The 19741-nt window shown below is 62.9% G+C and carries 21 protein-coding genes; 5 read left to right on the top strand and 16 right to left on the bottom strand.

Going from position 1 to position 19741, the window contains the following annotated elements; genetic code table 11:
- Positions 1-6 precede the first annotated feature (6 nt).
- The 4 genes from cysW to ACSMDR_RS12480 form a co-directional block, all read right to left on the bottom strand.
- Positions 7-906, bottom strand: a complete 900-nt coding sequence (gene cysW / locus ACSMDR_RS12495; protein WP_436468464.1) for a sulfate ABC transporter permease subunit CysW — start codon at positions 904-906, stop codon at positions 7-9.
- 100 nt (positions 907-1006) lie between these two features.
- A complete protein-coding gene (gene cysT / locus ACSMDR_RS12490) occupies positions 1007-1846 on the bottom strand; it encodes a sulfate ABC transporter permease subunit CysT (protein ID WP_436468463.1) in 840 nt (279 codons plus the stop codon).
- Positions 1847-2130: 284 nt separating this feature from the next.
- A complete protein-coding gene (locus ACSMDR_RS12485; protein ID WP_005891752.1) occupies positions 2131-2667 on the bottom strand; it encodes an RBBP9/YdeN family alpha/beta hydrolase in 537 nt (178 codons plus the stop codon).
- 55 nt (positions 2668-2722) lie between these two features.
- Positions 2723-3724 carry a sulfate ABC transporter substrate-binding protein gene (locus ACSMDR_RS12480; RefSeq protein ID WP_436468462.1) on the bottom strand — a complete coding sequence of 334 codons (1002 nt, stop codon included), beginning with the start codon at positions 3722-3724 and terminating at the stop codon, positions 2723-2725.
- 224 nt (positions 3725-3948) lie between these two features.
- Here ACSMDR_RS12480 and ACSMDR_RS12475 point away from each other — a divergent pair, with 224 nt between their 5' ends.
- The 3 genes from ACSMDR_RS12475 to ACSMDR_RS12465 all read left to right on the top strand — a co-directional run bounded on the left by ACSMDR_RS12475 (position 3949) and on the right by ACSMDR_RS12465 (position 6271).
- Positions 3949-5199, top strand: coding sequence for an MgtC/SapB family protein (locus ACSMDR_RS12475; RefSeq protein WP_436469317.1), 1251 nt, complete (start codon positions 3949-3951; stop codon positions 5197-5199).
- Between the two features lie 149 nt (positions 5200-5348).
- A complete protein-coding gene (locus tag ACSMDR_RS12470; RefSeq protein WP_436468461.1) occupies positions 5349-5936 on the top strand; it encodes a sugar O-acetyltransferase in 588 nt (195 codons plus the stop codon).
- Complete coding sequence (locus tag ACSMDR_RS12465; protein ID WP_436468460.1) at positions 5933-6271, top strand: DUF1294 domain-containing protein; 339 nt, start codon at positions 5933-5935, stop codon at positions 6269-6271. The genes ACSMDR_RS12470 and ACSMDR_RS12465 overlap by 4 nt, the downstream gene beginning before the upstream one ends.
- Before the next feature lie 174 nt (positions 6272-6445).
- Here the strand turns inward: ACSMDR_RS12465 and ptsG are convergent, their stop codons facing one another.
- From ptsG to ACSMDR_RS12445, 4 genes are all read right to left on the bottom strand, one after another.
- On the bottom strand, positions 6446-7900 hold the full coding sequence (gene ptsG, locus ACSMDR_RS12460) for a glucose-specific PTS transporter subunit IIBC (protein WP_436468459.1): 1455 nt from the start codon (positions 7898-7900) through the stop codon (positions 6446-6448).
- Between the two features lie 109 nt (positions 7901-8009).
- Positions 8010-9257, bottom strand: coding sequence for an ABC transporter substrate-binding protein (locus ACSMDR_RS12455; RefSeq protein WP_436468458.1), 1248 nt, complete (start codon positions 9255-9257; stop codon positions 8010-8012).
- Positions 9250-10692 (bottom strand): sensor histidine kinase, encoded by a 1443-nt coding sequence (locus tag ACSMDR_RS12450; protein ID WP_436468457.1) that lies wholly within the window; start codon positions 10690-10692, stop codon positions 9250-9252. The genes ACSMDR_RS12455 and ACSMDR_RS12450 overlap by 8 nt, the downstream gene beginning before the upstream one ends.
- Positions 10682-11386 (bottom strand): response regulator, encoded by a 705-nt coding sequence (locus ACSMDR_RS12445; RefSeq protein ID WP_005891778.1) that lies wholly within the window; start codon positions 11384-11386, stop codon positions 10682-10684. Before ACSMDR_RS12445 ends, ACSMDR_RS12450 begins: the two co-directional genes overlap by 11 nt.
- A gap of 197 nt (positions 11387-11583) precedes the next feature.
- Here ACSMDR_RS12445 and ACSMDR_RS12440 point away from each other — a divergent pair, with 197 nt between their 5' ends.
- Positions 11584-11796 (top strand): hypothetical protein, encoded by a 213-nt coding sequence (locus tag ACSMDR_RS12440; protein ID WP_392442281.1) that lies wholly within the window; start codon positions 11584-11586, stop codon positions 11794-11796.
- 148 nt (positions 11797-11944) lie between these two features.
- Here the strand turns inward: ACSMDR_RS12440 and ACSMDR_RS12435 are convergent, their stop codons facing one another.
- The 4 genes from ACSMDR_RS12435 to ACSMDR_RS12420 form a co-directional block, all read right to left on the bottom strand.
- Positions 11945-12619 (bottom strand): FMN-binding negative transcriptional regulator, encoded by a 675-nt coding sequence (locus tag ACSMDR_RS12435; RefSeq protein ID WP_436468456.1) that lies wholly within the window; start codon positions 12617-12619, stop codon positions 11945-11947.
- 141 nt (positions 12620-12760) lie between these two features.
- Complete coding sequence (locus ACSMDR_RS12430; protein WP_436468455.1) at positions 12761-13279, bottom strand: DUF4865 family protein; 519 nt, start codon at positions 13277-13279, stop codon at positions 12761-12763.
- 5 nt (positions 13280-13284) lie between these two features.
- Entirely contained in the window at positions 13285-13677 is a 393-nt protein-coding gene (locus ACSMDR_RS12425) for a tautomerase family protein (protein WP_436468454.1), read from the bottom strand.
- Positions 13668-13994 carry a carboxymuconolactone decarboxylase family protein gene (locus tag ACSMDR_RS12420; RefSeq protein ID WP_436468453.1) on the bottom strand — a complete coding sequence of 109 codons (327 nt, stop codon included), beginning with the start codon at positions 13992-13994 and terminating at the stop codon, positions 13668-13670. The genes ACSMDR_RS12425 and ACSMDR_RS12420 overlap by 10 nt, the downstream gene beginning before the upstream one ends.
- A 96-nt stretch (positions 13995-14090) precedes the next feature.
- Between ACSMDR_RS12420 and ACSMDR_RS12415 the strand changes: the two genes are divergently transcribed.
- Positions 14091-14984, top strand: coding sequence for a LysR substrate-binding domain-containing protein (locus tag ACSMDR_RS12415; RefSeq protein WP_436468452.1), 894 nt, complete (start codon positions 14091-14093; stop codon positions 14982-14984).
- Positions 14985-15114: 130 nt separating this feature from the next.
- Here the strand turns inward: ACSMDR_RS12415 and argH are convergent, their stop codons facing one another.
- The 4 genes from argH to argB all read right to left on the bottom strand — a co-directional run bounded on the left by argH (position 15115) and on the right by argB (position 19730).
- Positions 15115-16500 (bottom strand): argininosuccinate lyase, encoded by a 1386-nt coding sequence (gene argH / locus ACSMDR_RS12410; protein WP_436468451.1) that lies wholly within the window; start codon positions 16498-16500, stop codon positions 15115-15117.
- A gap of 230 nt (positions 16501-16730) precedes the next feature.
- Positions 16731-17966 carry an argininosuccinate synthase gene (locus tag ACSMDR_RS12405; protein ID WP_436468450.1) on the bottom strand — a complete coding sequence of 412 codons (1236 nt, stop codon included), beginning with the start codon at positions 17964-17966 and terminating at the stop codon, positions 16731-16733.
- A 51-nt stretch (positions 17967-18017) separates the two neighbouring features.
- Entirely contained in the window at positions 18018-18929 is a 912-nt protein-coding gene (locus ACSMDR_RS12400; RefSeq protein WP_436468449.1) for an ornithine carbamoyltransferase, read from the bottom strand.
- A gap of 21 nt (positions 18930-18950) precedes the next feature.
- On the bottom strand, positions 18951-19730 hold the full coding sequence (gene argB, locus ACSMDR_RS12395; protein WP_005891808.1) for an acetylglutamate kinase: 780 nt from the start codon (positions 19728-19730) through the stop codon (positions 18951-18953).
- Positions 19731-19741 lie beyond the last annotated feature (11 nt).

Here is a 19741-nt window from a genome sequence, read left to right as displayed (position 1 = left end):
GACCTCTTACGGCTTGCGATGGGATGATGGGGTCCGGCCACGCAGCCGGTTAAGCAGGGTCTCCCCCACCAGAGTGAAGATGCCAAACAGGGCGAGCAGGCTGGCGACTGCAAAGGCAGCGCCGGTCTGATACTCGTTGTAGAGGATCTCGATATGGAGCGGCAGAGTGTTGGTCTGGCCGCGGATGTGACCCGAGACCACGGAGACGGCACCAAACTCCCCCACGGCCCTGGCGGTACAGAGCAGCACGCCATACATCAGGCTCCAGCGAATGCCCGGCAGGGTGACGCGCCAGAACATCTGCAGACCGCTCGCCCCCAGCATGATGGCGGCTTCCTCCTCTTCCGGGCCACGGGCCTCCATCTGCGGCAGCAGCTCGCGCACCACGAAGGGCACTGTGATGAAGGTGGTCGCCAATATGATGCCGGGGGTGGCGAAGATGACCTTGATGTCGTGCTCACTCAACCAGTCACCAAACCAGCCCCGGCTGCCGAACAGCAGCACCAGCATGAGACCGGTGATCACAGGTGACACCGAGAACGGCAAGTCGATCAGGGTGATGAGCCACTGGCGCCCCGGGAAGCGAAAGCGCGCTATGGCCCAGGCCGCGGCCAGGCCGAACAAAACGTTGAGCGGCACTGAGCAGAGGGTCACCAGGGCGGTGAGGCCAAGGGCACTCAGGGCGTCGGGATCGCTGATGGCTTGCCAGAAGAAGGAGAACCCCGGGCGCAGCGCCTGGATAAAGATGGTGGCCAATGGCAGCAACAGCAGAACGGTGAACCAGCCCAATCCCAGGCTGACCAGCAGCCATTTGACCCAGTGCGGATCCCGGGTGGGGGATTGAGGTTTGTCTGCAACGCCCACCACGCTGGGGCTCGCATCCACGGCGATTACGGATGAATTCATACTCGGCTCCCTCCAATGTGAATCCAGTGCCAGAGCGGCAAGCTTGAACGGGACAACCACAGTGTCGCCCCGAACAGCATCAGCTTTATTGTCAATGGGTTCATGCCCGGTTCCCTCCGATGCGGGCCCAGCTCCAAGCTTGCAGCTGGTTAATCAGCAACAGCATGACGAAAGAGATGAGCAGCATGACCAGGGCGATGGCGCTGGCCCCTGCATAGTCGTACTCCTCCAGGTGGCTCATGATCATCAAGGGGGCTATCTCGGAGACCATGGGCAGGTTGCCGGCGATGAAGATCACGGAGCCGTACTCGCCGACCCCGCGGGCAAACGCCAGGGCAAAGCCGGTGATCAGCGCCGGGATCAAGGTCGGCAGCAGCACGCGAGTGAAGGTCTGCCAGCGGTCGGCCCCCAGACTGGCTGCCGCCTCCTCCTGCTCAGCCTCGGTCTCGCGCAGCACGGGTTGCAAAGTACGCACCACGAATGGCAGACCGATAAAGGTAAGGGCTATCACTACCCCAGCCGGGTTGTAGGCGAGGGTGATATCAAGGGGGGCCAGGGCCTGGCCTATCCAGCCGTTGGGGGCGAAGATGGCGCACAGGGCGATGCCGGAGACTGCCGTCGGCATGGCGAAGGGCAGGTCGATCAGGGCATCCACCAGACGGCGACCCGGGAAGCGGTAGCGCACCAGCACCCACGCCAGGATCAGACCAAACAGACTGTTGAGCAGGGCGGCGGCGAAGGCGGCGAAAAAGCTCAACCGAAAGGAGGCGAGTACCCTGGGGGAGCTGATCACCTGCCAGAACTCGGCGGCGCTCATATGGTTGACCGCAAACAGCAACAGTGCGGCGATGGGCAAGAGGACCAGCAAGCCCAGGTAGAGCAGGCTGAACCCGAGAGTGGTGCCAAGACCTGGCAGGACGGAGTAAGAACTAAAACGCATAACGAGTCCGTTTGTTATAAGTCGTTTTCGATAGGGTGATTCTGCGCACTCCAAGCCACACAACAAACTGCCAATAACGGCTTTGCTAAGCACTTTTTTGGCTAAGCGGCGCCCGCCCATAAAAAAGACCCGCACTGTCAGATGCGGGTCAGCAAGGAGCTTGCCAAGCACTATCAAAAATCTCCTGTCCAGGGGGCTATCCATGCCCACCGCTTTATCTCTCCTCTACCGAGAACAACGGTCACACCACGCTCAACGCCCTGCAAAAGGGGGGATCCCGGCACTCAAACCGTGTCGGCGACCAACTCGGCCCGGCGATAGAGCTCGCCGAGCAGTTGCAGACCGCTGGCCCACTCCCCATGCCCGGACTGGGCATTGAGGTGACCCACCTCGCCGGCATCAAACAGCGGCAATTGCCACTGTCGTCGCCAATATTCGGCGCGCTCGAAGCTCATCCAGGGATCGCTTCGACTCGCCACCAGCTGGGCGCAGACCCCGAGGGGCCCGGCCAGCAACTCATCTGCGATACCGAAACGACCGGGATCGGCAGGCGCTACCAGAAAGAGTGAGGCGACCTTGTCCGGCTGCAACTTGCTGGCACGGATAGCCGCCAGGGCACCGAAGGAGTGAGCCACCAGATGCGCCTTGCCACGCCGGCTCCTGAGCTTGCTCGCCAGCTTGGCGCTCCACACCGTCAGATCCGGCTTGTCCCAGGGCAACCCCATCATCCTCTGCCAATGGGGAAAGTCGTGATGCCAGCGGCTCTGCCAGTGATCCGGGCCGCTGTTGTGCAGGCCGGGGACCAGTAGGATCTTGTCCATCATGTCGCTCCTCCGTTTGCTCATCCCTTGCCATCAAGGCCGTACCGGCTGGTGTTCAACGGCCCGGCTGGTAAATCTGGTCGAACAGGCCGCCCTGGGCGAAGTGTTTCTGCTGCGCCTGGTCCCAATCCCCGGCCAGCTCCTTGACGGTAAACAGGGCCAATGTGGGGAACTGGGCCGCCGTTTCCTGCTGAGCCTTCGGCTGGCTAGGACGGTAGTGATACTTGGCGATGATGCGCTGCCCTTCGTCGGAATAGAGGTAATCGAGATATGCCTGGGCCACCGCCGTTGTGTCATGTTTCCTGGCGACCTTGTCAACCACGGCCACCGGCGGTTCGGCCAGGATGGAGACGGAGGGCACGACCAATTCGAACTGGTCGCGGTTACCCGGCTGATCCAGCACCAGCAGCGCCTCGTTCTCCCAGGCAAGCAGCACATCCCCCAGACCCCGCTCGGTAAAGCTGGTGGTAGCACCGCGGGCGCCGGAATCCAGTACCTTGACGTTCTTGAACAGCTCGCCGACAAACTGCTTGGCCCCCTCCTCACTGCCCGTGCTCTTCAGGGCATAGCCCCAGGCGGCGAGGTAGTTCCAGCGCGCCCCACCCGAGGTCTTGGGATTCGGGGTCACTATGCCGACATCGGACCGCACCAGATCGTCCCAGTCCTTGATCCGCTTGGGGTTCCCCTTGCGCACCAGGAAGACGATGGTGGAGGTGTAGGGCGCGGCGTTATTGGCGAGCCGACTCTGCCAGTCGGCGGCAATCAATCCCTCCTTGGCAATGGCATTGACGTCATAGGCCAGGGCCAGGGAGACCACGTCGGCCTCCAGCCCCTCGGTCACGGCGCGGGCCTGCTTGCCCGAGCCCCCATGAGATTGACTCACGACGACCTCATCCCCCGTCTTGGCCAGCCACTGCTTGGCGAAGGCGGCGTTGTATTCATGGAACAACTCCCGGGTTGGGTCGTAGGAGACATTGAGCAGCCGGATTTCGGCGGCCTGGGCCTGACTCAGCGTCAGCAAAGAGAAGAGGGCGAAGGCGGTCTTGGTTAACGTCATGGCGATACTCCTTTATCTGGGAATAAGTGCAGCATGCCCAAGCTTTGTTATGCCAAGAACCAAGAAATTACGATTTGCTTATCTCATTTCCTCATATCAAATCCGCCCCCTCTCCCCCGGACTCTGTGAGCCAGGGCCCACGGCCAGGCATGAGCTTGTGCCATCCTGAACATGGGGAGATGGCACTCGCTGCCATCAGGGTTGCCGATGAGGAGGAGCTCACCATGTGGATCAATGCCCAGCCGGTCAATGCCGCCCTGGTCTCCCTGGCCATCGGCCTCATCATCGGGCTTGAGCGGGGCTGGCAGGTGCGTCAGCTCGGAGACAACCAGCGTATCGCTGGCATGCGAACCTATGGGCTCATCGGCTTGCTCGGCGGGGTCTGCGCCCTGTTGCTGCCCACCTTGGGCCCCTGGCTGGCGCTGCTCGGCCTGCTGGTGGTGCTGATGGGCTGCGCCCTCTCGGTCTGGCTGGCCCAACGCTGGCAGGGGGAGTTCGGTCTGACCAGCTCGGTGGCCATGGTGCTCACCTATCTGCTGGGACTGATGTCGGTGTTGCTGAGTCCGAGCGAGGCGGTGGCCTGCGCCGTGCTGGCGGCGCTGCTGATGGGGCTCAAGGGCAAGATCCAGCAGGGCATGCTGTTTCTGAGTGAGACGGAGTTTCATGCCACCTTGCGCTTCCTGCTCATCTCCCTGGTGCTGCTGCCCGTGCTGCCCAACCAGGAGATGGGCCCCCTCAATGCCTTCAACCCCTTCAAGATCTGGCTCATGGTGGTGGTGATCGCCGGCATCTCGTTTTCGGGTCACTTCGCGGTGCGTCTGCTCGGCACCCGTTCCGGTCTGGTGCTCACCAGCATGCTGGCCGGGCTCGCCTCCTCCACCGCTCTCACCCTGCAATTTGCCCGGCTCAATCGTGAACAAGCAGGGCTGGAACGACTGCTGGCCAGCGGCATACTGCTGGCCGGGGCCACCATGTGGCTGCGACTGCTGGTACTGGTGCTGCTCATTCACCGGGAACTGGCCCTGCACCTCGCGCCGCCCCTGCTGATCCTGGGGGCTGTCGTCTATGGCTTTGCGTTCTGGTACTGGCGCCAGCGGGAGGCGCCCCCGGATGATCCAGTTCAGCCCGAAACCCGCAATCCTCTCGATCTCGCCACCGCCGTCAAGTTCGGCCTGCTGCTGGCGCTGATTGGCTTTCTCGCCACCTTGCTGCAAAGCGAGGTCGGCCGATCCGGTATCTATCTGCTCGCCCTGGTCTCAGGTATCACGGACGTGGATGCCATCACCCTCTCCCTCGCCCAGCTGGCCAACAAGGAGCTGGCGCTGGAAGTCGCCGCCCGCGCCATACTGCTGGCTGGCCTGGTCAACTCCCTGGTCAAGGGCGTGCTGGCTCTGGTGATAGGTGGGCGCCGCCTGGGCCTCATGGTCTTGCTCGCCTATCTGGTCTCTGCCTTGCTGATCCTGCCCCTGCTGTGAGGTGCCCCGCCTCCTCATTCTCCCTCGGCACGCCGGGACGTGGATCCCTGACGCGACCCCACCCCTGGCGTATACTCCCTGCCTTGCAGACTCAAGAGGACTTAGATTATGTGTGGCTGGAGCAAGGCTTTCCCGGGGGAGACAAGAGGATGAGCGATTGGGACAAGGTACTGGCCGGGGGCCCCCTCAATAGCCAGAGCAAGGAGATAGCCGACGATCGCATCCGTGGCCAGGCCCTGCTGGCACGGCTCAATGCCACCCCGGCAGGAGAGAGCGACGCGCGCCAGCGCCTCTGTGGCGAGCTGTTTGGCCACTGCCCGCCCTCTTGCTGGATAAGCTCCCCCTTCATCTGTGAGTTTGGCCGCAACATCCATGTGGGCGAGCAGACCTTCTTCAACTTCAACGTCACCATTCTGGACGTCGGCGAGGTGCACATCGGCAAGCATGTCTTGCTGGCGCCGAATGTGCAGATCTATACTGCCACCCACAGCATGGATCATCTGGAGCGGCGCAACTGGACCGCCTACAACAAGCCGGTGCGCATCGGTGATGACTGCTGGATTGGCGGTGGCGCCATCATCTGCCCCGGGGTCACCATAGGCCCTCGCTCCATCATAGGAGCAGGCGCCGTGGTGACCCGCGACATTCCCGCTGACTCGCTGGCGGTGGGCAATCCGGCCAAGGTGATCCGCAAACTCAACCCGGGTGAAATCCGGGATCCGGACTTGCTGTCATGATGGGGCTGGCCCTGATCCCGCTTGGCTGGACCAGCTGGCTTGGCGTGCAGAGCGGCCTCTGGTGGCCCCTTGGCCTGATAGTGCTGATGAGCCTGCTGACCCTGGCCGCCTACGCCTGGGACAAGCGTCAGGCGGTGCGCGGTGGCTGGCGCATTCCCGAGGCCCGCCTGCATATGCTGGAGCTGTGCGGCGGCTGGCCCGGCGCCCTGCTCGCCCGCCACTGGCTGCGTCACAAGACCCAGAAGGGGAGTTACCGGCTCCGATTCTGGGCCATCGTCTGGGGCCAGTTGCTCTTGCTCGGGCTCTGGCTCAGTCGCCCCTTCTGGCAGGTCTGACCCATCACTTGCACCAAAAAGAGAGGGCCCCACCAGCGGTGGGGCCCTCTCTTTTTGTTGCGGACCTTTCCATGGGGCGGATCACACCGCCAATCCCCGCCATCCCGGCCTTGATATGGCCTGAGCGACGAGCAATCACTGGTCCCGGCGTACATCACTCTGATCCTGAGGCGCTTACACCGCCATTGCCGCCGACATCTCGGTCTTGATGTTGTCGGAACGGGTGCCGAAGATGGCCTGCAGGTTGTTGCCTACCACCAGCACGTCGATGGCACCCAGGGCCTTGATGCGGGCAATATCGGCCAGCTTGATGTCGTGCAGACTGACCCTTAGCCGGGTGATGCAGGCATCCAGGTGCTCTATGTTTGCCGCGCCCCCCATGGCCTCGACCAGATCCAGTGCCAGCTCGTCTTTCTCCTTGGCGTCCACTGCCTGCAAGGCCTCGCTCTCGCGCCCCGGCGTCTTGAGGTTGAACTTCAGGATGAAGAAGCGGAACAGGAAGAAGTAGAGCAGCGCCCAGAGCGGCCCGATGATCAGGAACCACCAGGTGTTGTGGGTCTGGGGCAGATTCAGGTAGAGGAAGAACTGCAGTGCGCCATGGGCAAAGTCGGTGCTGTGCACTATGCCCAGGTAGTTGGTCAGTGCGAAGGCGACCCCGGTCAGCAGGGTGTGAACCACATAGAGCATGGGCGCCACGAACAGGAAGGCGAACTCCACCGGCTCGGTGATCCCGGTCAGCCAGGAGGTGAAGGCCGCCGACAGCATGAGGCCGCCCACCAGCTTGCGTTTCTCGGGCTTGGCGCAGCTATAGATGGCCAGGGCCGCGGCAGGCAGGGCCCACATGGAGTACATGTAGCCACCGGCCAGGCCACCGGCATTGGGATCCCCCTTGAAGAAGCGCACCAGCTCCCCCGTTACCACTTCCCCGGTCTGCGGGTTGGTCCAGCTGCCCAGCTCGTTGAAGAAGAAGGCGTTCCAGATGTGGTGCAAACCGGTCGGGATCAGGGCGCGCTCGACCAGACCATAGATGCCGAAGGTGACCGATTTGTTCAAGGTGCCCAGGTAGGCGGTGAACTCGAAGATGGCGGAGCCAACCACGGGCCAGATGAAGCCAAGCATGACCCCGAGGAAGATACCGCTAAAGCCGGTAATGATGGGCACGAAGCGCTTGCCGGCGAAGAAGCCCAGGTATTCAGGCAGCTTCAAGGTGTGGAAGCGGTTGAAGAAGTAGGCCGCCAGGGATCCCATCAAGATGCTGCCGAGGATCCCCATGTTGAGGGTGGGAATGCTCATCACCTCTGTGTTGGTCTCAAGACCCCGCAACACCACCGTCTTGCCGAGGGCCGCGTTCATGGTGATGAAGCCCACCACGGCGGCCAGGGCGGCCGTGCCGTCATTGTTGCGGGCAAGGCCGATGGCGATGCCGATCAGGAAGAGGATCGGCATGTTGCCGAAGATCCAGTCCCCCGACACCATCAGCACGCTCCAGAAGGACTCCGGCAGGAAGAGGTGCCCCTGGGCACCAAAGTTGCCTATGCCCAGCATCAGGCCGGCGGCGGGCAGGGTCGCCACGGGTAGCATCAGACTGCGGCCGACCCGCTGCGCCTGGGAGAAAAACGATCCGGACATGGCTCAATTCCTTTTTGATGGTTGTCCGGAAGATGTTACCGGGTCGGCGCGGCCCGCGAGTATCAATAGGCTATGGGATTGTAATGAAACGGTTACAAAGCCGACTTGTTCACCCCTTGGCGGAGGCCGTGCGTGCCACAGCGCCGAGGCGGCGGATCACCCCTTCCCGATCAAGATCCGGCTGGTTGAAGAAGCGATAGAGCTCGCTCTCGACCGCCTTCTGATAGAGGGGATGCAACGCCATGGAATCCGCCACGCTCGGCATCAGGTTGCCGGCGGCCTCGGCCCTGTCGTAGTCGATGCGCGACAACTGGGCACAGGGGTTGAAATCGGTCAGGGAGAGATCCCGGCGCACCGGGATCGAGCCCTTGGCGCGGTTGAAGGCGAGCTGGAAATCCGGGCTGGCCAGCGCCCTGGCAATCCCGAGATGGTCTTTGGGCAGGTTGGCGTTGAACATCACGAAGCTGTCCATGTTGTAGACATAGAGCCCCTGGGTGCCAGGCGCCGGCAGGCACTGGATCTGCTCGGGCACGGCCACACCTCGGGCCAGCAGATCCCCCAGCACCCAGTCCCCCATCAACTGGAAGGCGGCCTTGCCCTCGGCAAGATCGGCGGTGGCCTGATCCCAGCTCTGCTGGCTCAGGGTCGGCAACACCAGCTCGCTCAACTCGCGAAACCTGTCGAGGATCTGGCGACTGGTATCACTGCCAAGCGCAGTCGAGTCCAGCTCGACGAAGGCCCGTTGGTAGTACTCCTTGCCCCCCATCCCCAAGGCCAGACTCTCGAACAGCAGGGCCACCTGCCAGGGATCGTTGCCGAGTGCCAGCGGCTTGATGCCCTTGGCCTTGAGGGCCCGCACCGCATCGAGAAAGCCGGGCCAGTCGGTGGGCGGCGCCATGTCGAGCCGGGCCAGCAGGGCGCGGTTGACCCACATCCAGTTGAGGCGATGGACATTGACAGGTATCCCCATGTAGTGGCCCTTTATCTTGTTTACTTGGGGAGCGACCCCCAGCAGTTGCTGATCCCAGTGCTGTTCGACTGCTACCTCATCCTGGGGCTGGATGAAACCGAGCAGGGTCCAGGAGGCGATGGCCTGCCCCTCAAGCTGGGCCAGGGCGGGGGGATTGCCGGCAATGGCCCGGGCCTGGAGCACCTCCATGGCACTGTTGCCCCCGCCCCCCAGGATGGCGGCGTTCTTGAGATCGATCCCGGCCCCTTGCAGTTGCGCGGTCACCACGTCAAACGCGGCCCGCTCCCCGGGGGAGGTCCACCAGTGCAGCATCTCCACCTCGCTGGCCAGGGCACAATGTAGCGGTAGGGCCGTCAACCAGGTCAGGGCACGCAAGGGATTAATCAAGATTGAGCTCCAGCACCAGGGTCAGACCATGGGGTTGATGATTGTGAAGATGAATGTCGCCGCCGTGGATGCGGGCGATGTGGCGGGCTATGGTGAGGCCGAGCCCGCTGCCGGGCAGGGCCTTGGTCGACGCGACCCGAAAGTAGGGGTCAAATACCCGCTCCATCAGCGCCGGACTGATACCCGGCCCTTGGTCGCTGAATGCGATCCTCACCTTGTCCCCCTGACGCGCCACCTGCACCGAGAGGCGCTCTCCGTACTTGATGCCGTTGTCTATGATGTTTTGCAGGCAGCGCTTGATGGCCAGAGGCTTGCCGACCAGCATAAGGCTGGCCGGCCCTTGCAACGTCATCCTGGGCTCGTCATGGTTGTAGAGCTCGCCACAGCGGCGCAGCATGCCCATCAGATCCAGCGCCTCTATCTCCTCGTGGATATGGGTCTCCTTCATGCACTGCAAGGCCCCCTTCACCATCAGCTCCATCTCGTCCAGATGGGCTGCGAACTTGTCCCGCACCTCGGCATCATCCAGCATCTCGGTGCGCAGCTTGAGGCAGGCCAGCGGGGTTTTCAGATCATGGGACATGGCGCTGAACAGCAGATCCCGCTCATGCAGGTGGCTGCTGATGCGCCGCTGCATCTTGTTGAAGGCGTGGATGGCGGCGCGGGTCTCGCTGCTCCCCTCCTCCTGCACCTCGGGCACCTCCCGCTTGCTGTCGAGCAAGGTGGCGGCCCGCGCCAGGTTGCGGATGGGCCTTATCTCCTTGCGTACCACCCACCAGGTGGCAATCAGTATGATGAGCGCCGAGCCCAGCATGAAGCCGAGCTGATTCAGGGTGAAGAAGCGGGGATCCAGGCTGTCATAAGGGGCGGGCAGCGCGGCCGCCAGATAGAACCAGGCGGTGGGCGACACAGCGATCTGTATCACCAGAATGGGCGGATTGAGCTCCCCCAGTGCCAGACTGTAGTGGGCCCAGTTCAGGGGCAAGTCGTCGATGGGGAGCTCGGTGTTGAACACCCGCAGATCGGCACGATTGGTAAACTCGACCCGGGTGGTCACCTCGCTGCCCAGCTCCTGCTGCAGCACGCGCCGCACCTCGGTCACCATGTGCTCGCGGCGGGACGACCCCGAGATGGGGGTCACCGGCAGCGGGTGATTGTTGAGGGAGACGAAGAAGCGGGTGCCCCCCATGTTGCGCAGTTGCTCCAGCACCAGATGGCGGTAATCCTGGGGCAGCTTGCGAAAGAAGGCGATGGTGGAGGAGGCGCTCAGGGCCATGCTGCGCACCGTGCTGATGAGCCCCTGCTCCTGAGCCTGATTGCTGTGGCGATACCAGAAATAACCGGCGCACAGCTCGGCCGCCAGGATGACGCACAGCAGGAACAGGCTGGTGCGGCTGGCCAGGGAGCGGGGCCCCCAGCCACGGCTAGGCCTCATAGACGGTCTCGGTCGCCAGCATGTAGCCCTTGTTGCGCACCGTCATGATCAGGGTACGATCCTTGTCATCCAGGGCCTGGCGCAGCCGGGAGACCTGCACGTCTATGCCCCGCTCGAACGGGTCGCTCTCCCTCCCCCAGATCTCCTGGGAGATGAGATCCCGGCTGAGCAACTCGTTGGGGTGGCGAATGAAGAGGCCGAGCAATGTGTAGTCGGCCCCCGACAGCTGACGCGGCGCCTCCCCCGCACGGGAGAGCTGACGGGTCACGCTGTCCAGGGTCCAGGGGCCGAAGCTGATGCGCCGGGCGGTCGCCGCCTGCTGGGTGAGACGGCTGCGCCGCAGCAGCGCCTTGATCCGGGCCAGCAGCTCCCGGGGATTGAAACTCTTGGTGAGGTAGTCATCCGCCCCTATCTCGAGCCCGGCGATGCGATCCGCATCCTCGGTCACGGCGGTCAGCATCATGATGGGCACGTTGGAGAGGCGGCGCAGCTGGGAGCAGAGGGTGAAGCCGTCATCCCCGGGCAGCATCACGTCCAGGATCACCAGATCCGGCATGCCCTGGCGCACCTGCTGCCACATGGCCTCGCCATCACAGGCGGTGCGTACCTCGAAACCGGCGCGGCCCAGATATTCGGTGAGGGTATCGGTCAGCGCCTGGCTGTCATCGACGATGAGAATGACTTTACTGTCCATGGCATTATCAATCTGGCTACGAAGATCGGCCTAACTTACCAGCACTGGCGCGCCAGGGTCGAGGCAATTGGCAGGCTTTTTGTAACCAAACTCTTACAAATCAGCCAAGATGGGATCCCCCGCTGGGCAAGACGGGGCGGGGCTGTCAAAATGGCCGGACTGACCCCGACCGGGGTCCTGCTGCCAGGGAGGCAAACATGAGTCTGTGGACCGCCATCGTCCTGATCGTCTTTATCAGCGTGCTGTTCGGCTATCTCGGCAAGCGCGCCCGCTACCAGCTGGGGGATGCCCGCATCACGGATCGCCTCGGCAAGCAGGATCTCGTCATCAAGGAGTTGCAGGAGCGGGTCGCCAACCTGGAGGCCATAGTGCTGGAGCAGGAGAAGCGCCGCCCCTTCGACGAGCTATAGAGATGCCGCCGGGCACATGGCAGGAGACCGGCGCCCCGCACAGCCCTCCGACGAAAAGCCAAGGCAGCGGGCGCGGCAACAAAAGAAACGGCAACCAAGGTTGCCGTTTCTTCTGTTCGCTCTCACCCCGGACTCCGGGGCGGCGTGGCTAGTCTGCCGCAGGCGCTGCGGCAGGCGCTGCGGCAGGCGGCATGGCCGCTGGCATGCTCTCTTGCATGGCATTGGCCAGCGCCTCCCCACCCCGCTCACGGGCCCCCTGGATGGCGCCCTCCCTGTCTTCTTTCTCCTTGTTCTGGCTCAGCTTGAACTTGCCGACCAGCCGATCGATCTCGATCTCTATGCCCACCACGGCCTGCACCATGGCTTCGATATAGTCTCTCGGCGCATCCGCCATCTTCCAGGGAGCGGGCTCTTCAGCCTCCTGGGTCCGAGTCAGGGTGGCGAGCAGGCGGCGCACGAAACGGGAATCGTCCCGCACCCGGATGCGGCCGTGGGCATGGACCACGGCATAGTTCCAGGTGGGCACCTGCTTGTGGTGCGCCTGCTTGCTCGGATACCAGCTGGGGGAGATATAGCCCTCGGCGGCCCTGAAGATCACCAGCACCTCCTGCCCCTCCTTCACCTCCTGCCAGAGCGGGTTGTTGCGCGCCACATGGGCCCGCAAGATCCCATGCTCCCCCTCATCGGCATCGAACTCGAACGGCAGGTGGTTGGCATCCAGCCCCTGCTCACCCTGGGTGACCAGGGCTCCCAGGGGATGAGCGCGCATCAGCCGATGCAAAGAGGCGGGATCTATGGCGGCGAAATGGGGTGGCAGGTACATGCAGGCTCCTTTATCCGTGGTGGTGTGTCCGTACTAAACCCGTCGGGATGATCCCGTGGCGGGAGAACATCATCTCGAGTTTGCCTGCCGCGCACCACCGAAGAAAGCCTTGGCCGCCAACGGATAACGGCTGTCACCTGTTCAGGACAAAGGGCTCCCTTTGGCCAGATAGCCGATGTGATAGGCATCGGCTCCTGCCGGCATCACTTGTGGGAGCGATGGCAGGAGATCCACCTCCAGCCATTGCCAGCGGGAAAGATCCCATCCGCTCAGCATGGCCCCGGAGTGCAGCTCGGCCAGGCTGGAATGGGGGGCAATGGGAGAGCGCCGCAAGATGGCCACCCTGGCCTGCTCGAGATCCTCCATCTGCGGGGCTGACAGCAGATGCCAGGTCTCGATATGGGGCCAGCCAAACTGCCTGGTGAGCGCCGCGAAGCCCTCGCTTGCCAGGAATCGGTGCATCGCCTCGGCGCTTTGCCACACATAGAAGGGGGCATAGCGATTCTCCCGGCATGGCAGGGCGGCCTCGTCATGGCGGACATAGAGATAGGCCTTGAACAGCAAGCCGGGGAAGCCGTCGAGTCTGGCCCCATTGCTGGCAATCCGCGCCTCGATGAGCCCCATGTCGTAGTCTGCGGGCAGGGTGAATCTGTAGTGCATGGCGATCATATGGCCGCCCCCAGCTGGAACATCAGACCCCGCCCGAAGCTCCACTCCTCGCTGCCGTTTTGCTGGATCACCACCATGAGGTTGTCGGGATGGATCCCCAGCTCCCCATGCAGGCGCTCGGCGAGCCGCCCATAGAACCGCTCCTTGACCTCAGTGCTGCGGGGCTTTCCCGCCAGGATCTGGAAGAGGATGAAGTCGCCGTCCCGGTGGCCGGTCTGGTAGTGGGGGTGATAGACGAGCGCCTTGGCCGACAGGATCTCCAGGATCTGGAACTTGTCCTCCGGCGGCACCTCGAACACCTCCACCAGGGTCTGGTGATAGATCGCGGAGAGCTGTTGCAGGCGCGCGTCGCTCATCCCCTCGCGCACCGTGATGCGGGTCAGCGGCATGGGGTGGCCTCCTCGCGGGCGGGCAGCAGGCTCACGGCGGTCACAGCGGCGGGCAAGCCGGCGTAGAAGGCGAGATGGGTGAACAGCTCCTCCAGCTGATCCCGTGTCAGGCCGTTTTGCTGGGCGAACGCTATGTGCCACGGCAGCTGTTGCACCCGCCCCAGCGACGCCAGTATGGCCAGGGTGATCAGGCTGCGCTCGCGGGCTGACAGGGCGGGCCGCTGCCAGATATCGCCAAACAGCGTCTCTTCCGCCAGCTGGGACAGTCTCGGCGCCACCAGCGCCAGGTCGTCACGATCAAGAACAGGATGGGTCATGGCAATCTCCTTGGATGGTGAAGCCACTCTCTCCCACTGCTACAATTTAGAAAATCGAAATATAAAAGACCATCAATCCCGATTATCAGGACAATCATGCAACCCCTTCCCCTGAACCTGGATCTCGATGCCCTGCGCAGCTATGTCGTCGGCATGGAGTGCGGCAACTTTGCGCTGGCGGCGCAGCGGCTGTGTCGTTCCACCTCGGCGGTCAGCGCCCAGTTGAAAAAACTCGAGCAGCAATGTGGCACGGCGCTGGTCGCTCGCAGCGGGCGCCACCTGGTCCCTACCCTCCAGGGCGAGCTGCTGCTGGGCTATGGGAAACGGCTGCTGGATCTCAATGACGAAGCCGTGCTTGCCCTGAAAGGGGAACTGCTGCAAGGAGAGATCAGGCTGGGGGTTCAGGAAGACTTTGGCGAGTCTTTGCTGCCGGCTGTGCTGGGGCCCCTCTGTCGCCTGCACCCCGCGCTTCGCATGACGACCCGCATCGATCGCAATGCGCAGCTGATGAAAGGGATCAGGGAGGGAACCCTCGACATGGCCCTGGCCTGGCAGCACCCGGAAGAGAGGATGGACGCCCATCTCATCGACATAGTGTCACTTCAGTGGATTGCTCACCCGAACTGGGATCCGGCCCCCCTGCTGGCACGTGGAGAGCCCTTGCCCCTGGTGCTCTTCGATGCCCCCTGCCTGATGCGATCACGGGCCCTCAAGGCTCTGGACGATGCAGGTATCCCGTGGCGCATCGCCTTCACCAGCCAGAGCCTGGGTGGCATCTGGGCGGCCTTGCAGGCAGGGCTCGGGATCACAGTGCGCTCTGCCATCGGTATGCCGGCCTCTCTCTCCCCGTTGGCCGATGTGCTGCCGTCGCCAGGCACACTGGGGGTTGTACTGCTGGGAGCAGGCAATGGATCCGGTGAGGCCGAACGCCAGTTGCAAAGCCTGCTCACCCAGGCGGTGCAGCGGGCCCATGCCACGCACCAGAGCTGAGGATACGGTCTCTTTTCCCTGGCATCTGGGCAGGCAATCCCCCTCCCCTTCATTCATCATCAGGCAAACAAAAAACGGCAACCTCGGGTTGCCGTTTTGCTTTCATTATTCGAATGACAAGTCGGTGGGGTTAACCCGCCCGCTTGGCCAGCCAGGCTTCGGCGGCGGTGAGGGCCGCATCCACCAGCTCGCGGGCGACGCCGCCTTTGGCGACCCGTTTGGCCAGGGTCGCTTCCAGCTCCAGGTTCGGATAGACATCCTCCCCCACCACCGGGCTGAAGCGCTGGAACTCAGGCAAAGAGAGCTCTTCCAGGGGCTTCTTCACCTGGATCGCGTAGACCACGGTCTCGCCGACGATATGGTGCGCCTCGCGGAACGGAATGCCCTTGGCGACCAGATAGTCCGCCAGCTCGGTGGCGTTGGCGTAGCCGCCCTGGGCCGCCGCCTTGGTGCGCTCGCCGTTCACCTTCAAGTCGATCAGCACCAGGGCCGCCATGTCCAGGCAGTCGTGCCAGGTGTCCAGGGCGTCGAACAGCCCTTCCTTGTCTTCCTGCATGTCCTTGTTGTAGGCCAGCGGCAACGCCTTGAGGCTCATCAGCATGGCCATCTGGGCGCCGACTACCCGCCCTGTCTTGCCGCGAATGAGCTCAAGGGCATCCGGGTTCTTCTTCTGGGGCATCAGGGAGGAGCCCGAGGTGACCGCATCGGAGAGCTCGACAAAGCCCGCCTCGCCGGTGTTGTAGAAGATGAGGTCTTCGGCAAAGCGCGACAGGTGGGTCATTGAGAGGGACGCCACGTGCATCAGCTCCACCACGTGATCCCTGTCCGACACCGAATCCAGGCTGTTGCGGGTCGCGCCACCAAAGCCCATGTCCAGCGCCAGCGCTTCACGGTCGATGGCATAGGCGGTACCCGCCAGGGCGCCGCAGCCGAGCGGGCTGGTGTCGAGGCGCTTCAGGGCATCCTGCAGACGGGAATAGTCGCGATCCAGCATCTCCACATAGGCCAGGGCCCAGTGGGCGAAGGTGACCGGCTGGGCACGCTGCAGGTGGGTGTAGCCCGGCAGCACGGCGGCCTGATTGACACGGGCCGAAGCGACCAGCCCGGATTGCAGGGCCGTGATGGAAGCGGCAAGCAGCTCCCCTTGCGCCTTGCACCAGAGTTTGAGATCGGTGGCGACCTGATCGTTGCGCGAGCGGCCAGTATGCAGCTTCTTGCCAAGATCGCCGACGGCGGCGATAAGCTTGCCCTCGACCCAGGAGTGAATGTCCTCGGCATCGGAACTGAGGATCTGCTGGGGATCCTGCTGCACAGAGGCGAGCAGCACTTCCATCGCCTGTTGCAGCTTGCCTTGCTCATCGCTGGTCAAGACACCGACCGTGACCAGAGCGCGGGCCCAGGCCATGGAGCCTTGAATGTCTTGCTCTGCCAGACGGTAGTCAAAGCGCAAGGAGTCATTGAATTGCTTGAACCGACTATCGGCTCCCTGACTGAAGCGTCCACCCCAAAGTGCCATACTGCTCTCCTTGAATGCGTTGCCGACGGCGCGCTTGGCACCTGCCGCTTGTTTCTCGATGAAGGGTTATCTCATAAAAGAGGGCGCGCTGGCGCGCCTTTCGTCACGCTGAGGCCCGATGGCCTGGCCTCTCACCCCGATGGCTAAGGGCTCCTGACCCTTAGCCATCACGGCGCCTGGATAAATGAGGGGGCCAGGCCCCCTCGCTTATCTGGTCATGAAGGTGACGATCAACCGTGGGTATGGTCGCCGCCCACCGTCAGATTCTGCTCTTTCAGGGCACGAATACGGCTAGCCAGGGTGTAGAGACGGATGAAGCCTTCGGCATGGCTCTGGTCGTACACCTCGTCGGCGCCGAAGGTGGCGAAATCTTCGGAGTAGAGGCTGTTGGCGGAACGCTTCTGGGTCGCGTTTACCTGGCCCTTGTACATCTTCAGCACCACTTCGCCGTCCAGATCCTCGGCGATGGCGTTGGCGGAAGCCAGCACCGCCTTGCACAGCGGAGTGAACCAACGGCCGTCATAGACCAGGTGGGAGAACTCGGCGCCGAGCTTCTCGCGCCAGGCGCGGGTGGGTTTGTCCAGCACCAGCTCTTCGATGGCGCGTAGGGCCGCCATCATGACGGTGCCGCCCGGCGTCTCGTAGCAACCACGGGACTTCATGCCCACCAGACGGTTCTCTGTGATGTCGATACGACCGACGCCATGTTTGCCGGCGCGCTCGTTCAGGGTCACCAGCACCTGATAGGGGCTCAGGGCCTGGTCGTCCACGGCCACGATCTCACCCTGCTTGACGGTCAGCTTGACGTATTCCGGCTCGTTCGGTGCCTGCTCCGGGGAGACGGTCCACTGCCAGACGGCGTCGGACGGCTCGTTCCAGGTGCTCTCCAGCTCGCCACCCTCGGTGGAGATGTGCCAGGCATTGGCATCGCGACTGTAAAGCTTCTTCAGGGTCGCCTTGCAGGGGATGCTGCGCGCTTCCAGATAGGCAAGCAGCTCTTCACGGGAACGCATGTCCCAGATGCGCCAGGGGGCGATCACTTTGAGCTGGGGAGCCAGCGCGGCCACGGCCCCTTCGAAACGCACCTGATCGTTGCCCTTGCCGGTGCAACCGTGGGCGATGGCGTCGGCCCCTTCGGCCTTGGCCACTTCCACCATGGCCTTGGCAATCACCGGACGGGCCATGGAGGTACCCAGCAGGTAAGTGCCTTCGTAGATGGCGCCTGTCTTCAGGGTCGGGTAGACGTACTCTTTGACGAACTCTTCCTTCAGGTCATAGACGATGCACTTGGTAGCACCTGAGGCCAGGGCCTTCTCTTCCACCCCTTCCAGGTCATCTTCACCCTGACCGACATCGGCCACGAAGGCGATGATCTCGGCGTTGTAGTGCTCTTTGAGCCAGGGAATGATGGCCGAGGTATCCAGTCCGCCCGAGTAAGCCAGTACTATCTTGTTGATTCCACTCATTTACTTCTCTCCATGATCAATCTTGAAAACATTAAAAACAGGGTCGGTCGCTCAGCTGTGGCCCATCAGGGTCAGCAAGATGGCGTTCTGGATATGCATCCGGTTTTCTGCCTCGTCCAGGATGAGGGAGGCGGGGCCATCCATCACTTCCGAGGTGATCTCCAGCTCCCGATGGGCCGGTTGGCAGTGCAGCACATGCTGGATGCCGGTCCGGTCCAGCAGGGCCTGGTTGATCTGATAAGGCATGAAGATCTCTTTTACCTGCTCCATTGGGGTGTTGTCACCCATGGAGACCCAGGTATCGGTGTAGACAACATCGAAGCCCTCGATGTCGGCTACGTCGTCACTGATATGAATGGTCGCCCCGGACAGGGCCGCCAGCGCCTCTGCCTGCTTGAATATCTGGGTGTCCGGGCCATGGCCTTTCGGACAGATCAGGGTCACGTCCGTGCCGAGCGTCGCCCCCAGCAGCAGCAGGGAGTGACTGACGTTGTTGCCATCCCCCATGTAGGCAAGCTTGACCTTGGACAAGTCGTCATAGTGCTCGGCGATGGTCATGAAATCGGCCAGCCCCTGACAGGGGTGGTAGAGGTTGCACAGGCTGTTGACCACGGGCACGGTCGCGTACCGCTGCAGATCCACGAGCGTCTGGTGATCGAACACCCGGGCGACGATGGCGTCACACCAACGGGACAGGTTGGCGGCGAAATCCTGCACGGACTCGCGCTTGCCAAGCGCACCGTTTTGCTGATCCAGGTAGACGCTATGGCCACCCAGCTTGGCGATGCCGATGTCGAAGGTGACCCGGGTGCGCAGGGAAGGCTTCTCGAACAGGGTGACCACCGCCTTGCCCGCCAGGGCCTGGCCGTACTTTTTCGGATTTGCCTTGACCTGCTTGCCCAGGGCAATCAGGGCCAGGATCTGGGCCTTGTCGAGGTCGCTGTCTTTAAGCAGGTGTTGCATCGAATCGTCCTTTTATCGCGCTTAGAGGGTTACCTGGGTGCCGATGGCGGCGCCGCCAAGCAGCTTGAGCAGCTGATCCGGGTAGCGCCAGCTGGCGACACAAACCGGCTGGCCCAGGGTTTCTGCTGCGTGCAGCGCGGCCTTCACCTTGACGGCCATGCCATCGGTGATGACACCCTTCTCCATCAGATCTTGAGCGGTGGCCTTGTCCAGCTGGGGAAGCAGTTTGCCCTTGCCATCCAGGATGCCGCTCACGTCCGACAGCATCACCAGATCCGCATCCAGTGTTTCTGCGATGGCGGTGGCGGCCTGATCCGCATTGACGTTCATCAGCTGGCCGTCCGCCGTGATGCCGATGGAGCTGATGACCGGCAGGAACTGCTGGGAGAGAATGCCGTGCACCAGCGCCGGGTTGCCCGGTGAACAGTCACCGACCGCGCCGAGCTCAGGATCCAGCTGCACGACTTGGCACAGACCGCCATCGGCTAGGCAGAGCCCCACCGCCGGGATGCCGCAGGCGATGGCCTTGGCCATCATCTGCTTGTTGGCCGTACCGGCCAGGGCGCCCGCGACAAAGGGGATCTGGTCGAACGGGGTCACCCGCAGGCCATGCTTCTTGGTGGAGGTGAGCCCCAGTCCCTTGAGCAGATCATCGACCAGACAGCCACCGCCATGCACCAGCACCAGAGGTCTGTGCTGCTCGTCCAGGAAGGTCTTCAAGGTCGCGAACAGCGCGGTCAGGGCCTCATCGCTCTCGATCAGGGCACCACCCAACTTGATTACCAATGTCTGTTTGTTCATCTTCTCGATCC

Source organism: Aeromonas molluscorum, assembly GCF_051376105.1.
In the GTDB taxonomy this organism is placed as follows: domain Bacteria; phylum Pseudomonadota; class Gammaproteobacteria; order Enterobacterales; family Aeromonadaceae; genus Aeromonas; species Aeromonas molluscorum.
This window is presented reverse-complemented; position numbering and strand designations above follow the sequence as displayed.

Bases quoted from the DNA above. Each gene is read 5' to 3' on its own strand.
- cysW (WP_436468464.1), bottom strand. From the start codon at position 906: ATGAATTCATCCGTAATCGCCGTGGATGCGAGCCCCAGCGTGGTGGGC.
- cysT (WP_436468463.1), bottom strand. From the start codon at position 1,846: ATGCGTTTTAGTTCTTACTCCGTCCTGCCAGGTCTTGGCACCACTCTC.
- ACSMDR_RS12485 (WP_005891752.1), bottom strand. From the start codon at position 2,667: ATGGACAAGATCCTACTGGTCCCCGGCCTGCACAACAGCGGCCCGGAT.
- ACSMDR_RS12480 (WP_436468462.1), bottom strand. From the start codon at position 3,724: ATGACGTTAACCAAGACCGCCTTCGCCCTCTTCTCTTTGCTGACGCTG.
- ACSMDR_RS12475 (WP_436469317.1), top strand. From the start codon at position 3,949: ATGTGGATCAATGCCCAGCCGGTCAATGCCGCCCTGGTCTCCCTGGCC.
- ACSMDR_RS12470 (WP_436468461.1), top strand. From the start codon at position 5,349: ATGAGCGATTGGGACAAGGTACTGGCCGGGGGCCCCCTCAATAGCCAG.
- ACSMDR_RS12465 (WP_436468460.1), top strand. From the start codon at position 5,933: ATGATGGGGCTGGCCCTGATCCCGCTTGGCTGGACCAGCTGGCTTGGC.
- ptsG (WP_436468459.1), bottom strand. From the start codon at position 7,900: ATGTCCGGATCGTTTTTCTCCCAGGCGCAGCGGGTCGGCCGCAGTCTG.
- ACSMDR_RS12450 (WP_436468457.1), bottom strand. From the start codon at position 10,692: ATGAGGCCTAGCCGTGGCTGGGGGCCCCGCTCCCTGGCCAGCCGCACC.
- ACSMDR_RS12445 (WP_005891778.1), bottom strand. From the start codon at position 11,386: ATGGACAGTAAAGTCATTCTCATCGTCGATGACAGCCAGGCGCTGACC.
- ACSMDR_RS12440 (WP_392442281.1), top strand. From the start codon at position 11,584: ATGAGTCTGTGGACCGCCATCGTCCTGATCGTCTTTATCAGCGTGCTG.
- ACSMDR_RS12435 (WP_436468456.1), bottom strand. From the start codon at position 12,619: ATGTACCTGCCACCCCATTTCGCCGCCATAGATCCCGCCTCTTTGCAT.
- ACSMDR_RS12430 (WP_436468455.1), bottom strand. From the start codon at position 13,279: ATGCACTACAGATTCACCCTGCCCGCAGACTACGACATGGGGCTCATC.
- ACSMDR_RS12425 (WP_436468454.1), bottom strand. From the start codon at position 13,677: ATGCCGCTGACCCGCATCACGGTGCGCGAGGGGATGAGCGACGCGCGC.
- ACSMDR_RS12420 (WP_436468453.1), bottom strand. From the start codon at position 13,994: ATGACCCATCCTGTTCTTGATCGTGACGACCTGGCGCTGGTGGCGCCG.
- ACSMDR_RS12415 (WP_436468452.1), top strand. From the start codon at position 14,091: ATGCAACCCCTTCCCCTGAACCTGGATCTCGATGCCCTGCGCAGCTAT.
- argH (WP_436468451.1), bottom strand. From the start codon at position 16,500: ATGGCACTTTGGGGTGGACGCTTCAGTCAGGGAGCCGATAGTCGGTTC.
- ACSMDR_RS12405 (WP_436468450.1), bottom strand. From the start codon at position 17,966: ATGAGTGGAATCAACAAGATAGTACTGGCTTACTCGGGCGGACTGGAT.
- ACSMDR_RS12400 (WP_436468449.1), bottom strand. From the start codon at position 18,929: ATGCAACACCTGCTTAAAGACAGCGACCTCGACAAGGCCCAGATCCTG.
- argB (WP_005891808.1), bottom strand. From the start codon at position 19,730: ATGAACAAACAGACATTGGTAATCAAGTTGGGTGGTGCCCTGATCGAG.